The sequence below is a fragment of the Leucobacter edaphi genome (genome assembly GCF_016522535.1).
In the GTDB taxonomy this organism is placed as follows: Bacteria; Actinomycetota; Actinomycetes; order Actinomycetales; family Microbacteriaceae; genus Leucobacter; species Leucobacter edaphi.
Window position 1 is genome coordinate 203667 of sequence record NZ_JAEHOI010000006.1, and the last position, 15383, is coordinate 219049.

At 67.8% G+C, this 15383-nt stretch carries 13 protein-coding genes and 1 tRNA gene; 4 read left to right on the forward strand and 10 right to left on the reverse strand.

The features are described from left to right. The first annotated feature begins 44 nt into the window (after positions 1–44). From JD292_RS07945 to JD292_RS07955, 3 genes are read left to right on the forward strand one after another with little or no spacing between them, the layout of a single operon-like run. A complete protein-coding gene (locus JD292_RS07945; RefSeq protein WP_369411194.1) occupies positions 45–821 on the forward strand; it encodes a class E sortase in 777 nt (258 codons plus the stop codon). Continuing rightward, positions 821–979 (forward strand): hypothetical protein, encoded by a 159-nt coding sequence (locus JD292_RS07950; protein WP_200132197.1) that lies wholly within the window; start codon positions 821–823, stop codon positions 977–979. Before JD292_RS07945 ends, JD292_RS07950 begins: the two co-directional genes overlap by 1 nt. Continuing rightward, positions 976–1611, forward strand: a complete 636-nt coding sequence (locus JD292_RS07955) for an anthranilate synthase component II (RefSeq protein ID WP_200132198.1) — start codon at positions 976–978, stop codon at positions 1609–1611. The genes JD292_RS07950 and JD292_RS07955 overlap by 4 nt, the downstream gene beginning before the upstream one ends. A gap of 159 nt (positions 1612–1770) precedes the next feature. Here JD292_RS07955 and pknB read toward each other — a convergent pair whose 3' ends face one another. The 7 genes from pknB to JD292_RS07990 all read right to left on the reverse strand — a co-directional run bounded on the left by pknB (position 1771) and on the right by JD292_RS07990 (position 11061). Next, positions 1771–3486, reverse strand: coding sequence for a Stk1 family PASTA domain-containing Ser/Thr kinase (gene pknB, locus JD292_RS07960; RefSeq protein ID WP_200132199.1), 1716 nt, complete (start codon positions 3484–3486; stop codon positions 1771–1773). Positions 3487–3567: 81 nt separating this feature from the next. Continuing rightward, positions 3568–5382, reverse strand: a complete 1815-nt coding sequence (locus tag JD292_RS07965; RefSeq protein ID WP_200132200.1) for a serine/threonine-protein kinase — start codon at positions 5380–5382, stop codon at positions 3568–3570. Beyond that, complete coding sequence (locus tag JD292_RS07970) at positions 5379–6866, reverse strand: peptidoglycan D,D-transpeptidase FtsI family protein (RefSeq protein ID WP_200132201.1); 1488 nt, start codon at positions 6864–6866, stop codon at positions 5379–5381. The genes JD292_RS07965 and JD292_RS07970 overlap by 4 nt, the downstream gene beginning before the upstream one ends. Then, complete coding sequence (locus tag JD292_RS07975; RefSeq protein ID WP_200132202.1) at positions 6863–8266, reverse strand: FtsW/RodA/SpoVE family cell cycle protein; 1404 nt, start codon at positions 8264–8266, stop codon at positions 6863–6865. Before JD292_RS07975 ends, JD292_RS07970 begins: the two co-directional genes overlap by 4 nt. Then, positions 8259–9506, reverse strand: a complete 1248-nt coding sequence (locus tag JD292_RS07980) for a Stp1/IreP family PP2C-type Ser/Thr phosphatase (protein WP_200132203.1) — start codon at positions 9504–9506, stop codon at positions 8259–8261. Before JD292_RS07980 ends, JD292_RS07975 begins: the two co-directional genes overlap by 8 nt. A 2-nt stretch (positions 9507–9508) precedes the next feature. Then, positions 9509–10183 carry an FHA domain-containing protein FhaB/FipA gene (locus JD292_RS07985; RefSeq protein WP_200132204.1) on the reverse strand — a complete coding sequence of 225 codons (675 nt, stop codon included), beginning with the start codon at positions 10181–10183 and terminating at the stop codon, positions 9509–9511. After that, complete coding sequence (locus JD292_RS07990) at positions 10180–11061, reverse strand: FHA domain-containing protein (RefSeq protein ID WP_200132205.1); 882 nt, start codon at positions 11059–11061, stop codon at positions 10180–10182. Before JD292_RS07990 ends, JD292_RS07985 begins: the two co-directional genes overlap by 4 nt. 207 nt (positions 11062–11268) lie before the next feature. On the opposite strand from JD292_RS07990, the gene JD292_RS07995 reads away from it, so the two are divergent. Further along, positions 11269–11352, forward strand: a tRNA-Leu gene (locus JD292_RS07995). Between the two features lie 146 nt (positions 11353–11498). Here JD292_RS07995 and JD292_RS08000 read toward each other — a convergent pair. From JD292_RS08000 to JD292_RS08010, 3 genes are all read right to left on the reverse strand, one after another. Further along, positions 11499–12506 (reverse strand): VOC family protein, encoded by a 1008-nt coding sequence (locus JD292_RS08000; RefSeq protein WP_200132206.1) that lies wholly within the window; start codon positions 12504–12506, stop codon positions 11499–11501. An 86-nt stretch (positions 12507–12592) separates the two neighbouring features. Beyond that, positions 12593–14212, reverse strand: a complete 1620-nt coding sequence (locus tag JD292_RS08005; RefSeq protein ID WP_200132207.1) for an acyl-CoA synthetase — start codon at positions 14210–14212, stop codon at positions 12593–12595. Positions 14213–14453: 241 nt separating this feature from the next. Continuing rightward, positions 14454–15284: an IclR family transcriptional regulator gene (locus JD292_RS08010; RefSeq protein WP_200132208.1), complete on the reverse strand. Its 831-nt coding sequence runs from the start codon at positions 15282–15284 to the stop codon at positions 14454–14456. Positions 15285–15383: the final 99 nt, after the last annotated feature.

Genomic DNA, 15383 nt, shown 5'->3' on the forward strand with positions numbered 1-15383 from the left:
TGGTACACGGGCGCCTCACCGGTGAGGCGACCTAGAATGGTGGGGTGACTCATGCAGGCGAGCATCGCGCACGGCGCGAGAAGAAGCGCAGAGCCCGCCTCAGCCCGCTCACCGTGATCGGCGAGCTGCTGCTGCTGGGCGGCCTCGGTGTGCTCGGGTACATCGTGTGGCAGCCCTGGCACACGGGTGTCGGCGTGACCGCGAAGCAGACCGAACTCTCCGCGGCGAATTCCGCGCGCTGGGCCCAGGAGGGCGCGGATCCGAAGCCGCTCATGGTCGACGGCGTTCCCGTCCCCAAGAAGCCGGCGGCCGCAGAAACCTTCGCAACGCTCTACTCGCCCGCCTTCGGCACCACCTACGCGAACGCCATCGGCGAGACGACCGACTGGTGGACCGTCCTCAACCTGGACGAGAAGGGCATCGGTCACTACGAGCAGACCCAGCTGCCCGGCGAGTTCGGCAACTTCGCCCTCGCCGGCCACCGTTCCGGGCCCCTCATCAACTCGTTCCGCGAGGTCATGAACCTGCGGGTCGGCGACCCGCTCTTCATCGAGACGAAGGACGGCTGGTACATCTACCGCTTCCGCGACATCGAGTACGTCCTCCCGAACGAGACCGACGTGCTCAACCCGTTCCCGCGCCTCGAGGGCGAGCCCGGCAAGGATCGCATCATGACCTTCACCACCTGCCACCCGAAGCTCGCTGGCAGCGACGAGCGCGCGATCGCCTACTCCGTGTTCGAGGGCTTCCAGCCGCGCAGCGAGGGAATCCCCGACGAACTCCTCAAACTGAACCCGTCGCTGAAGGGAGCCAAGAGCTGATGTTCTCAATGATCTGGCGATTCTTCCCCGGGCCGGCCTGGCTCCGCGTGATCGTCCTGCTGCTCGTCGCGGCCGCGATCGTCTACGCGCTCATCACCTACGTCTACCCGTGGGTGGCCCTGCAGATCCCCGAACAGGAAGTGACGGTGAACTCGTGACAAACATCCTGGTCATCGACAACTACGACAGCTTCGTCTACACCCTCAACGGGTACCTCCAGCAGCTCGGCGCGACGACGCGCGTGATCCGCAACGACGAGGTGTCCACGGGCGAGCTCGAGCAGCTCGTCACCGAGTTCGACGGCGTGCTCATCTCTCCCGGCCCTGGCACCCCGACGGACGCGGGCGTCTCGATCGCGATGGTCGGGATCGCGCTCCGCACCGGCGTGCCGCTCCTGGGGGTCTGCCTCGGCCACCAGGCCATCGCGGAAGCGCTCGGCGCAACGGTCACCCACGCCGAGGAGCTCATGCACGGCAAGGTGTCGCGCGTGCGTCACGCCGAGGACCCCTTCTTCGCCGGCGTCGCTGGCGAGTTCGACGCGACCCGCTATCACTCGCTCGCGGTCGTCCGCTCCACGGTCCCCGAGGTGCTCGAGATCACCGCGGAAACGGCGAGCGGGATCGTCATGGCGCTGCGCCATCGCGAGCTGCCCATCTACGGCGTGCAGTACCACCCGGAGTCCGTACTCACGGAGGGCGGCTACCAGCAGCTCGGCAACTGGCTCGCGGTCGCCGGCCTCCAGAACGCGCCCGAGATCGCCCGCGCTCTCTCGCCCCTGCTCAGCCGCTGAATCGCGGCGGGCTGCCGAGTGGCCGCGGGCTGCCGAGTCGGCCGGCGCCCTCGGACCGCCGCGCGGCGCACGCGGTGCCGGCAGAGATCCTACCGGCGCGCGGCGGCGATCGGCGACCCTGACGCTGGTGTGCTGGGCGCGACGCGGCGTGGACGCGGACTAGCCCGAGCAGTACTTCACTTCGAGCTTGCTGCCCTGCGGCTGATCGCCGACGATGGACTGCCACTCGACCGGGAAACCGGCCTTGGACTTGCAGCTCGTATCCGCCGTGTACTGCACCTGCAGGCCGAGATTGTCGACCATGGAGCGCGACACCTCAAGCGGCTGACCCGTCACGTTGGGCACCTGCATCTTGCCGCTCGACACCTTCACCTCGACACCGCCGCCCGATTCGAGCTTCGTTCCGGGCTTCGGCGTGACGTCGAGCACGCGGCCCTCCGTCTCGAGCGGATCGTCGACGGACTTCACCAGGCTGACCGAGAGACCGAGATCCTCGACCCGCTTGGTGTAGTCCTTGATCGACATCCGGGCGAAGTCGGGGACCTGAGCGGACTCGGGGCCCGTGGAGATGAAAATCTTCACCTCGTCGCCGACGCTCAGCATGCTGCCGGCCTCGGGATCCGTGGAGATAATGTGGCCAGCGGCGACCTTGTCGTTCGTCTGCTCGACCTGCACGGCCACGAGATCGGCATCGCGCAACTGCTTGATCGCATCGCTCGTCGCAACGTTCACGAGATCGGGAACCTCGCGCGATGTCGACGGCTGGAACTGCTGCGGCGCGAGCGTGACGAGCCAGAAGACGACCGCGATGATCACCGCGCCGACCGTCAGAATCGCCGCCCAGGTCCACATGACCGGGGGCCGGCTCTGGGTCCGGGTGCCGCCGCCGCCCTCGGACAGCTGGCGCAGTGCGAGATCGGACTCGGAAACCTCTTCGCCGCCCGAGAACAGGACCGCGTCCTGCTGCTGCACCTCGAGCTTCGGCATCCGGCCCTCCGCAGCCTCGCGGAGCGCCTCGCGGAACTCAGCCGCGGACTGGAAGCGCTTCGCGCGATCCTTCGCGAGGCTGTAGAGCACGACACGGTCGAGCTCGGGCGTGACCTCGGGCTGCCGCTCGCTCGGCGGCTTCGGCCGCTCGCTCACGTGCTGATAGGCCACAGCGACGGCGGTGTCGCCGCGGAACGGGACGTCGCCCGTCAGGAGTTCGTACAGGAGCACGCCCGTGGAGTAGAGGTCGGTGCGCGCGTCGATCGACTCGCCCTTCGCCTGTTCCGGCGAGAAGTAGGCGGCGGTGCCGAGGATCGCCGTGGTCTGCTGCAGCGTTGACGAGGTCTCCGACACCGCGCGCGCGATGCCGAAATCCATGACCTTGACCTGGCCGGTCGAGGTGATCATGATGTTCGCGGGCTTGATGTCGCGGTGCACGATACCGGCGCGGTGCGAATACTCGAGCGCGGTGAGCACCGAATCGACGACGCGGCACGCCTCGGACTGGGACAGCGCGCCCTGCGTGACGAGCTGCCGGAGGTTCGTGCCCTCGACGTACTCCATCACGATGAACGGGAGACGCTTGGCCCCGTCAGCGGTCTGGATCAGGTCGTCTCCGGCGTCGAACACGCGCACCACGGTCGGGTGCGCCATGCGCGAGGCCGAGTGGGCCTCCTGCCGGAAGCGCTCGCGGAACTGCTCGTCACCCGCGAGGTCGGCTTTCATGACCTTGATCGCGACCTGACGACCCAGTTTGGTATCGGTGCCGCGATACACCGTTGCCATCCCACCCTGCCCGATGAAATCACCAATGGCGTAGCGGCCGGCCAGAATTCGCTGCTCGCCAACGTCGGCGGTCTCCGGCATCTCCACCTCTTCCATGGTCATCGAACAGATCCCAGTTTACTGCGGACAGGTTCCGAATGCCCCGAGGACACTCGAAACTGTCCTCATCTGGACTTTCAATCGTTATTGATTGCTGTTCCCGTTGCCATTCCCGGTGCCGGGATTGGGGTTGGGCTCAGGCTTCGCGGGCGCCTTCACCGTGATCGTCGCCGCGCCCGACGGGTCGGAATTGCGCGTCACGGACGAACCGTTGCCGCAGGTGTAGGTGTAGGTGACGGTGATCTTGCCGTCGCTCGTACCCGGCTCGAGCGCGTTCGCCTTCACGGCGACGCCGGGGGTCTGGGTCGAGCCGGGACCCGATCCGTCGCCCGAGATCGAAACGTTGTATGCCTGCAGCGTGAGGCCCGTGGGGCAGCTCGCAACGGGCCAGCTCACGTTCACGGTGCCGCCCGCGTCGACCGTGCTCGGGCTCGCGGTGGGGGTCCCGGGCGCAGTCACCTGGCCGAACGGAACGTTGTAGGTGAGCGTGATGCGCTCGTCGAACGGCACCTGGCCGCCGGACGGGGTCACGGCCGTCACGAGATCGACCTGATCGTCTGCGGCCTGGCTTCCGGGCTTGAGCGCGATGTTCGTGAACCCGGCAGCCTGCAGAGCCGCCTCGGCTTCCTTGTACTTCATGCCGATCAGGGAGTTCTCGTCGACGACGCCGGTCGTCGGGGCCTCAGACGTGGGAGGAGGGGTCGACGAGGTGGTCTTGGACGTGGTCGTCTTCGACGTGGTGGTCGGCTTCTTCTCGTCGCCGTTGTTCATGAGCGCGAAGGCGGTACCGATGCCCACGATGAGGAGCAGCGCGAGGAGCGTGATCAGGGGCCACGTCCACGGGCTCTTCTTCTTTTTCTTCTTCTCGGCGTCGGCTTCGCCATCGAGCTCCGTGGCCTCCGCGCCGTCCTCAAGGCCGAGGGCCGCTGCGCCACCCGCCCCGGCGGCGCCAGCGAGCGCCGTCGTCTTGGGCAGCGCCGTCGTCGCGGCGTCCATCGAGTCGGTCTGCTGCGGCATCACGGTCGTGGCCGGCTGCTCGTCCCCGAGCACCTGCGGCACGTACGTAGCGGCGAGGCGGACGTCGCCCCGATGCAGCGCCGTTGCGGCCTGCGCGAGCTTCGCCGCGGTCTCGGGCCGGCCCGCCGCGTCCTTCGCGAGGCAGGCGAAGACGAGGTTGCGAACGGGCTCGGGAACGTCGTCCGGCAGATCCGGCGGGGTGTCGTTGATCTGTGCCATCGCGATCGCGACCTGCGATTCGCCCGTGAAGGGACGCTTGCCTGCGAGGCACTCGTAGGCGACGACACCGAGCGAGTAGATGTCGGTCGCGGGCGTCGCGGTGTGGCCGCTCGCCTGCTCGGGCGCCAGATACTGCACGGTGCCCATGACCTGCCCGGTCGCGGTGAGCGGCACCTGGTCGGCGATGCGCGCGATCCCGAAATCGGTGATCTTGACGCGGCCCTCGGGCGTGATCAAGAGGTTTCCGGGCTTGATATCGCGGTGGACGAGGCCAGCGTCGTGAGCCGCCTGCAGCGAGGTGGCCGTCTGCGCGACGATGCCGAGTACGCGGTTCGCCGGGAGCCGGCCCTCGCGGTCGATGATCGTGGAGAGCGGCTCGCCGGGGACGAGCTCCATCACGATGTACGCCGAGCCCTGCTCCTCGCCGTAATCGAAGACGTTCGCGATGCCCTCGTGGTTGACGAGTGCTGCGTGGCGCGCCTCTGCGCGGAACCGCTCGAGGAACCCGGGGTCCCCCATGTACTCGTCCTTCAGGATCTTGATCGCAACGGTACGGCCGATGATGCTGTCGGTCGCCTGCCAGACCTCGCCCATGCCGCCGACGGCAATTCGCGAGCTCAGCTCGTAGCGTCCACCGAACGTGATACCTGCAGCTGGCCTCATTCGCTCAACACCGCTTCCATAACTTGTTTTCCAACAGCCGTGGGGAGATCGAAAGATCCCCCTTCATATCCATACGCTTCGCCGCCGCCGTTCGCAATCACGACCGCGACCGCAACCTTGGGGTCGTCCACCGGCGCGAAACCGGTGAACCAGATCGTGTAGGGCAGCTCGGCGCCGTCCGCACTGGTTCCATTCTCCGCGGTGCCGGTCTTGCCCGCGACGCGAACCCCCGGGATCCCCGCTTTCTGGGCGAGGCCCTCCTGGGTGTTCACGCCGTGCTCCATCATCCCGGCAACCGCTGACGCCGTCTCCTTGGAGATCGGCTTGCTGAACTCCTCGGGCTTGTACTGGCTCTCGACGCGGAGATCCGGGGTGATGACGCTGTCTACGAGATGCGGCTTCATCACCGTACCCTCGTTCGCGATGCCGGCGGAAACCATGGCGACCTGCAGCGGCGTGGCGCGCACGTCGAGCTGGCCGATCGACGCGAGCGCCGTCTGCGCCTGATCCTCCGGCTCCGGGGAAACGCTCGGCGTGACCGGAATCGGGATGCTCAGGTCCTGGCCGTAGCCGAAGGCGCGGGCCATCTCGGGAACCTTGTTCTTGTCCATGCTCATCGCGAGCTCGGCGATGGGAATGTTGCACGACATCACGATCGCCTGCTCGAGCGTGGCCTTCGAGCCGGAGCCGCAGGTGGTGCGCGACGCGTTCTGCATGACCGACGAGGACTGGGGAAGCTTGAGCTGGGCCGGGTTCGCGAAGGAGCTCGACGGCTTCGCCTTGCCGTCCTCGATCGCGGCCGCTGCGACGACGAGCTTGTAGACCGACCCAGGGTGGTACAGGTCGCCCGCGATCGCGCGGTTCGTCATCGGCTTGCCGGGATCGGCGTCGAGCTTGCGATAGTTCTTGATGATCTCGGCGTCGTCGTTCGAGGCGAGCACTGCCGGATCGTAGCTGGGCGTCGAGGCCAGTGCGAGGATCTTGCCCGTCTTCGGTTCGAGCGCGACGACCGCGCCCTCGAAGTTCTGCGAGGTGAGTGCCTCGACGGCGGCCTTCTGCGCCTTCGGGTCGATCGTCGTCTGCACGGAGCTGCCCTGCGGCGAGGTGCCGTTGAGGGTGCGTTCGAGGCGGGTGAAGAACTGGGCGTTGCCGCTGCCCGAGAGCTCCTGATTCATCGCCGACTCGAGGCCCGTCTTGCCCTGGGAGTGCGAGAAGTAGCCCGTGATCGGGGCGTAGATCGAGCCGTCCTTGTACTGGCGGACGAAGCGGTACTCGTCGCCCGTGGGGGTGGAGTACGCGATCGGGTCGCCGTCGACGAGGATCGACCCGCGCTCGATCTTGTAGCTGTTCTTGATCGTGCGCGTGTTCAGGCTGTTCGCCTGCAGCTCGTCGGCGTTCACGAACTGGATCATCGTGACCGCGAAGAACAGAAGGATGAACATGCCGAACACGGTCCGGGTGATGAACTTCAGCTGCTTGTTCATGCGCGGATCACCAGCTTCGGACGGTTGCGGACGGAGTTCGACAGCAGCACGAGGAGCGCGATGATGATCCAGTTCGAGACGAGCGAGGATCCGCCCGCAGCGAGGAACGGGGCGGTGAGCCCCGTGAGCGGGATCACCCGGGTGACACCGCCAACGACGATGAACACCTGAAGCGCGATCGCGAACGCGAGGCCAGAGGCGAGCAGCTTGCCGAAGTCGTCCTGGCCGGCGAAGCCGATGCGGAGGCCGCGGCCGACGAGCAGCAGATACGCGGCGAGCACGACGAACAGGCCGATCAGGCCCACTTCCTCACCGAGGCTCGGGATGATGTAGTCGCTCTGCGCGAGCGGGGTGATCTCCGGGTAGCCCTGCCCGAGGCCCGTGCCCGTCATGCCGCCGTTCGCCATTCCGAACAGCCCCTGCACCATCTGGTAGCTGCCGCCCTGCGCATCGCGGAACGGGTCGAGCCAGTTCGCGAACCGGGTGTGCACGTACGACAGGGTCTGGCTCGCGACGATGCCGCCGACGAGGAACAGGCCGACGCCGAGGATGACCCAGCCGATCCGCGCCGTCGCGATGTACAGCATCGACAGGAACAGGCCGAAGTAGAGGAGCGAGGTGCCGAGGTCGCGCTGGAACACGAGCACCGACATCGCGGCGAGCCAGAACACGAACAGGGGGCCGAGATCGCGGGCGCGCGGGAAGCGGATGCCGAGGATCTTCTTCCCCGTCATCGCGAGTGAGTCGCGCGCCTGCACGAGGTAGCCGGCGAAGAAGATCGCGAGCAGGATCTTCGCGATCTCGCCCGGCTGGAACGAGAACGAGCCGATGTGGATCCACACCCGGGCGCCATTGATCTCCTGGCCGATGACGGGCAGCATCGGGAGCAGCAGGAGAATCACTGCCGCGAGCCCCGACAGGTAGGTGTAGCGGAACAGCACCATGTGGTTGCGGACGACCGCGAGTACGACGATCGCAACGATGAGCGCGACCGAAGACCAGACGAGCTGCCGGATCGAGGTCGACGCCCAGCCGGAGAGCCCGAGTCCGAGGTCGATGCGGTAGATCATCGCGATGCCGACGCTGTTCAGGAACGCGGCGATCGGCAGGATCAGGGGATCGGCGTCCGGCGCGATCCTGCGAATCGCGAAGTGCAGCGCGAACAGGCAGATCGCGAACAGCACGCCGCCGGGCACGAGCGTCGTCGTGACCCGGCCCTGCACCGTGAGGTCGATGATCACGACCGCGGCGATGCCGATCGCGAGCGCGAAGATGAGGAGCGACAGCTCGAGTCCCATGAGCTTGCGCGGAGCGCGGAGCGCGGTGATGCGCTGCAGCACCGTCTCGCTCGTGCGGGTCTTCTCGAAGCTGCGGGGCTCCTTGGCGGCGGTGTCACTCACCGGGCACCCCCAATCGCAGCACGATGTCTCTGGCCTCCTCGAGGGACCCCGCGGCGAGCGTGCGCTTCAGCTGGCGCTGCTCGAGGCCGTCGAGCTCGGAGAGCGGGATCTCGGTGTCCTCGGCAACGGAGCTCAGCGAGAACGAGCCGATCGACTGCTGCACGCCGCGGTAGATGATGACCGTGTCGCCGTCAGTTCCCACGTAGTAGCGGGACTGCGTCCACTCGTACCCGAGGAACAGGGCACCGGCGATCGACGCGAGGATCGCGACCACGCCGAACGCCCACAGGATGCGGCGGCGACGATTGCGTCGGCGGGTCTCGGCGATGAGCTCGGCGAGGTACTCGTCGACGCGGGCCTCGAAGTGGCTCTCCTCGATCTGCGGCGGGCGGCGCACCGGGCGACGGCGCAGGATCCGAGTGCGAGCGGTCGACACCGATCCGTCGCGGGGAGCAGGGGAGGTCGCGGCCGAACCGACGAAACGCGGATTCGGCTCCGTGATTTCCTGGGGCTCATCAGTGGTTTCGACGAGCACCACGGTGACGTTGTCGGGGGCTCCGTGAGCGAGGCTCTTGTCGATGAGCGAGTCGACCGCGCCCTGCAGGCTCGAGCGGCGGCGCAGGATCTTCTCGATATCGGGGTCGTCGACGTAGCCGCACAGGCCGTCCGAGCAGAGGAGCCAGACGTCGCCCGGCCGCGTCGAGATGACTTCGGTGTCGACCTGCGGCGACGAGTCGACGTCGCCGAGCACGCGCATGAGCACCGAACGGCGAGGGTGCGTCTTCGCCTCCTCCTCGGTGATCTTGCCGCTGTCGACGAGGCGCTGCACGAAGGTGTGATCCTTCGTGATCTGGCGCAGCTCGTTGTCGCGGAGCAGGTAGAGGCGGGAGTCGCCGATGTGGGCGAGGGCGAGCTGGTCGCCGACGGTCATGAAACCCGTGAACGTGGTCCCCATGCCCGCGAGCTCCGGGCGCTCGCGCACGGTCGAGCGCAGCTTCGAGTTGGCCTCGAGCACCGCAGAGCGGAGGGTGTTCGTGGTGGCCTCGGCGGAGCACTCGGGCTTCTCGTCCAGCTCGGCCATGGCCTTCGTGGCAATCGCCGAGGCGACGTCGCCGCCCGCGTGGCCGCCCATGCCGTCCGCGACGAGGAACAGATAGTCGCCGGCGTAGCCGGAGTCCTGGTTGTTCGCCCGCACCATCCCCACATGGGAACCGACGGCGCTCTGATACCCGACCGTCACGGTTAGGGCCTCAGCTCGAACGTCGTCGTGCCGATCGTGACCGGGGTGTTGAGCGGAACAACGACGGGGCGTTTGACGCGCTCCCCGTTGAGGCGAGTGCCGTTCGTGGAGTCGAGGTCCGTGAGGATCCACTGATCGCCCTGGCGGGCCAGGCGCGCGTGGTAGGTCGAGGTGTACTCGTCGACGATGACGAGCGTCGAATCGCCGCTGCGGCCGATCGACACGAAGTCCTCATCGAGGGGGATCGCGGTGCCCGTGGCGACGCCCGAGGTGATGACGAGCGTGCCTGCAGCGCCGTGACCGGGGGTTCCAGCCGCGGGGGCGGCCCCGGAGGCGGTGGGCTCCGGTCCGGCAGAAGGCAGTAGGCCTGCCGACGGGGTGATCGCCGGACCCGAGTCGGCGGGGCGTCCGCCCGCCGACTGCACGGCCTCGGTGGGGGCGCTCGGGGCGCTCGGGGCCGGTGCGGCCGCGGCGACCGGGGGAGCGGAGACCGGGGCGGCCGCGGCGACGACGGGCGACGCCGATCCGGATCCCGACGATCGCCCGTTCTCGGACTTCAGCCGGCGCACCGGGGCGCCGAACAGGTCGCTCCGCAGCGCGTACACGATCGTGAAGATGAAGAACCACAGCAGCAGGAGGAACCCGATGCGCAGGATGAGCAGGGTGAGTTCGCTCACAGCCCCCTCCAGAAGTCCTGGTCGATGCCGGGTGCCCCACCCGGCTCGGAGTTGCCGCGGGGCGCGGCAGGAGGTTGGGGCTCGGACGGCGGGCGCGTGGCGCGCGCAATCCGGGAGTTCGCGGGGGCGGCGGGGGCCGCCTGAGCCTGAGGAGCCGGTGCCTGAGGCGCCGCCGGCTGCCGGCGCGGCTGCTGCGGCGCTGACGCGCGCGCCTGACGTCCCGGGACCAGCTGGAAGACGAGCGACGTCTGCCCGATCGTAATGACCGTGCCCGCGACGAGCGCCGCCTCGCGGAACCGTTCGCCGTTGATCTTCGAACCGTTCGTCGACCCGAGATCGCGGGCAATGCCGGCGCTGCCGTCCCAGATCAGGTCAAGATGACGGCGCGACGCCGCGCTGTCAGAGATCCGGATCCCGCAGTCGCTGCCGCGGCCAACGGTGGTGGTGCCGCGCTTCAGTTCGTGACGCACGCCATCGACATCGATCGCGGCAACCCACTCGACCGAGCCCTCGACCCGCGAGGAATCGACCTCGAGGACGCCCGTCGTGACCGACGAATCCGCGCGCACCTCGACATCCGGCTCGCCCATCAACTGGTAGCTCTGACGCTTCGCGTGCTTGACGACGACGGCGCGCAGCTCGTTCTCGAGCGTCGCCCCCAGCGCCCGCAGGCGGTCCGCATCCTTCTCGGACACGCGCACCACGAAGCGATTCGGTGCGAGCACCCGATCACGATCGACGACGACCGCGCCAATATCGAGCTCGCGCTTCAACGCCGAAGCGATCTCAACCGGCTGCACACCGGAGCGGAACGTCTTCGCGAACGCCCCATTCACAGCACGCTCGAGGCCGCGCTCGACGCTATCCAGAATCCCCACGTGACCACCTCGCTTACTGTTCTATCCGGTACCTCCGCGCGACAGCGGAGGTACAACCGATCAAGTTAACGGTGCCACGCTCGTGGGACCGACGCACGCCGCCACGCGGCCACACGCGTTGATCAGTGTAGCCCGCTTTGGTGAGAAGCCCCCGGGCCTGCTAAGCTTGTGGAGTTGTCCGGGCCTGTGCCCGAACACAACGAACACGCGCGAGTGGCGGAATTGGCAGACGCGCTGGCTTCAGGTGCCAGTGCCCGCAAGGGCGTGGGGGTTCAAGTCCCCCCTCGCGCACGTAGGAATCGCGGAAGCTCCGATCTTTGAGGTCGGAGCTTCCTGCGTTTCGGGGACTTGAACCCCGGGGTTCAGCGGCGCGGTGGTGCCGCCGCGGCGAGCGGCAAACGCGATGCGTTTGCCTCCAGCTCGCCGCGCGGGCGTCGTCAGCGAGCGAGCTCGAGACCCGCCGACGGCGTGGTCGCGAGGCTGCGCATGGCTCCCTCGATCACGAACGGGTCTCCGTACCAGGTGAGCCCGTCCTTGAACTGCTCGCGCTCCCACTTGATCGGCACCCAGTCGGGATCGAAGATGAGGTAGCCGCCGGCGTAGATCTCGACGCGGTGGCCGGATCCCGGATCCATCACGTAGAGATACATGGCCTGGCCGATGCCGTGCTTGCCCGGACCGAGATCGAAGTGGACATCGAAGTCGGAGAGAATATCGGCGGCGGTCAGGACGTCCGACATGTTCTCCAGGTTGAAGGCCATGTGGTGGAGCTGCGCCCGCTTCCCCTCCGAGTTCGCGACCATGGCGAGATCGTGCACCTGCGGGGTGACCGACATCCAGGAGGCGAGCACGGTCTCGTCATCGCGGTGGAGCTGGTACTCGCGGCGGTTGAAGCCGAGGTTGTCGCGCACCCACTGCTCGGCCTGGTTGATCGTCTCGCGCGAGGTCTGGACGTTGAAGTGGTCGACGCGCCTGACGCCGAGTCCGCGACGCTTCGAGCTGTTGCTCGGGAGGCGGGACCGCAGCTCTTCGGGCGCGAGCGGCTTGTCGATGTCGTAGTAGAGCTCGAACGGGTGCTCGCTGCCGGGAACCAGGAAGCGCACCGCGGTGCCGCGGCCGAGCTCGGTCCCCGCTGGGACCTCGATGGCCTCGATCTCCTGCTTCTCCAGCTCGCCGTACATGATCTCGACGTCCTCGGGACGGCGCATGCGGAAGCTGTAGGAGTTGACGATGTTCTCGTCCTGCTGGGTGAGGACGAGCGAGTGGTGGGTGAGCTCCATGTAGCCGCGGAGATAGGAGGTGTCGCCGACGCGGGCGACCTCTTCCATGCCGAGCAGGTCGCGGAAGAAGTGGAGCGACTTCTCCAGGTCCTTCGTGCCGACGTTGATCGCGCCGCACTGCGCGACGGAGGGGCCGGGATCGTAGTTGTCGAGGAGACGTGCCATTGGGGGTGTGTCCTTTCGTGAGGCGGGCGGAGGCGAAGCGGGGGATCTTCGCGTCCGAGGGATCGTGCGGGGCCGCGGTGCACGCGCTAACGCGGGATGCGGACGGCCTCCGTGTACGGCGGCACCGCGGGGGCCGTCTGGGCGTTGTCGGACGCCGCGACCTGTTCGCGGATCAGCACCTTGTCGAGCTTTCCCGCGCCGTTGCGCGGGACGGCGTCGACCGTGACGAGGCGAGACGGCAGCTTGTAGCGGGCGATGCGCTTCGTCAGGAAGTCGCGGAGCGCTTCGAGATCGAGTTCCTCACCGGGGGCGAAGGCGACCACGGCGCAGACGGTCTCGCCCCATTTCTCGTGCGGCGTGCCGATGACGGCGACGTCGGTGACCGCGGGGTGCGCGTTGAGTGCGATTTCGATCTCGGCGGGGTAGATGTTCTCGCCGCCGGAGATGATCATGTCCTTGAGCCGGTCGACGATGAAGAAGTAACCGTCCTCGTCGAAGTACCCGAGGTCGCCCGTCCGGAACCAGCCGTCCGGGGTGAACGCGGCCGCTGTGGCCTCCGGGTTGTTCCAGTAGCCGGCCGACACGTTCGGCCCGCGCACCCACATCTCACCCGTCACGCAGGGCTCTGCGACGTCGGCGAGCGACTCCGGGTCGACGATCTTCACCTCGCTGTAGGGCATGGGAACCCCGCACGATCCGAGTTTCTCCGCGGTCATCGCGGCCTCGAGCTGCGTCGAGAAGGGCGCCGTCTCCGTGAGGCCCCAGGCCTGCAGGAGCAGCACGTTCTTCTGCGCGTACTGCTCGATCAGCGCGGGCGGAACCGGTGCGCCCGCCACGGTGGCCGCGCGGAGCTCGCTCAGGTCGGCGTCCTCGAAGCCCTCCTGCCTGGAGATCGCGGAGAGCATCGCCGGGACGAGGAACATGCTGTTGACGCGGAACTCCTCGAGGTCGGCGAGCGCCTGCGCCGGATCGAACTGGCGCCGGATCACGAGGGTGCCGCCGCGCGTCACGGTCCGGAGGGTGAAGGCGTTGAAACCGCCGATGTGGAAGAGCGGCGCGACCGCGAGCGACACGTCGCCGAAGCGGGTGTCGAGCACGGAATCGACGTTCGCCTGTCCCCACCACAGATTGCCGTGCGTGAGCATGACGCCCTTGGACCTGCCGGTCGTGCCGGAGGTGTAGAGCAGCGCGGCGAGATCCTCCTCGTGCTGGGGAACGTGGGGCTCCAGCGCCGTATGAGCGGTGCGGAACTCCCGATAAGAGGCCCAATCGCCGAATTCAGGCGCCGGATCGAGAATGTTCGGATCGTCGTCGATGAGCAGTGGCTGGCGCACGGAGAGGAGCTCGAGGAAGGCGCCGATCTTGGACGCCTGCTCCGGCTCGGCGATGAGCACATCGGGGCGGGCGTCTTCGAGCACCGTCCGGATCTCCGGTCCGGCGAGCCTGAAGTTGAGCGGGAGAAACACCGCCCCCACCCACGCCGCCGCGAAATAGGTGATGACGAAATTCAGGCTGTTGTGGCCGGCGTAGGCGACACGGTCACCGCGTCCGATGCCGTCGTCCTTGAGCGCGGCGGCGAGGAGTCCGACCTCGCGGTGAAACTCGGCGTAGCTGACCCTGCGGTCCTCGTAGACGGCCACGACCATGTCGCCGTGCTCGGACGCATGGCGGGCGAGCTGCTTGATCGGGCTGATATCCACATTCATGTTGCATGGCTCCTTTCCGGAGACGTCTTCGTCCGCTTCATGAGCTTGCAGGGAATTCGCCCGGTTTGCAGCCGGGCGTTCCGAGGCTTGGCACACCGGGCCGTATTGCATGGCACGATCAGGTGAAACGCCGCAAGGAAACGACGCGTGCGCCTCGGGGTCGCCGGTTCGGAGCCGAACTCCCGAAAACCATGCTGACAGAAACCGGCCCGCGTGCGCGAGGGGGCCGTCCGAGGCCGCGCTATGCCGCTGCGAGCCGAGCCTCGAAGCGCGCCACCGCGCGCGAGGCCGCGAGGGCGACCTGGCGCAGCGTGTGCTCGTGCTCCTGCGGGCGGAAGGCGTCGGCGCGCCCGGACACCGACAGGGCCGCGAGCGGGACACCCCGTCGGCTCATCACGGGGGCCGCGATGCAGTTCAGCGTCTCGAGCGACTCGCCCCGATCGTGAGCGATGCCCTCCACGCGAACCCTGGCCAGCTCAACGCGCAGTGCCTGCTCGTCGACGATCGTGTTCGGGGTCCAGCGGTGGCGCTCCGCGCGGAGCCCGTCAGCCTCCGCCGCCGGATCGAAGGCCATGAACACCTTGCCGACCCCCGTGCAGTACGCGGGCATGTGGCCGCCGATGCGGCTCGGCGTCCGCAGGCGCTGGTGCCCCTCGAGCTTGTTGAGGTAGATGACGTGCTGCCCCTCGAGGACCGCGAGCTGCACGGTCAGCCGGGTGGCGACGAACAGGTCGGCGAGGAACGGGGTGAGGAGATCCCTGGCCTGGTCGTGGCGGCGGGAGGACTCGTCCTGGCCGCCGAGGCTCTGGATCGCGGGACCGAAGCGATAGGCGGTGCCGATGCGCTCCACCATCTCGCTCTTCTCGAGCATGGCGAGCAGCCGGAAGGTGGTCGACTTGCTGAGATCGGCCCTGCGGCTGAGCTCGCTCACGCCAACGCCGACGTTGGCGTCGTCGCCGAACGCTTTGAGCACGCAGACGGCCTTGTCCACCGACGTCCGTCGGTCCTTGCCAGCGGCGTCGCTCGAGAGGCGTCGCGGCTGGGATTCGAGTCTGAGCTCGGTGAACTCCATGGTGCCCTCCGGGGGTGATCTCGTCTTTGAGACGTGAGAGGCTGGGCCGCCGCGAATCGACGGCGGTGACTCAAGTTTCGTCACGAGGACACCCGGCAA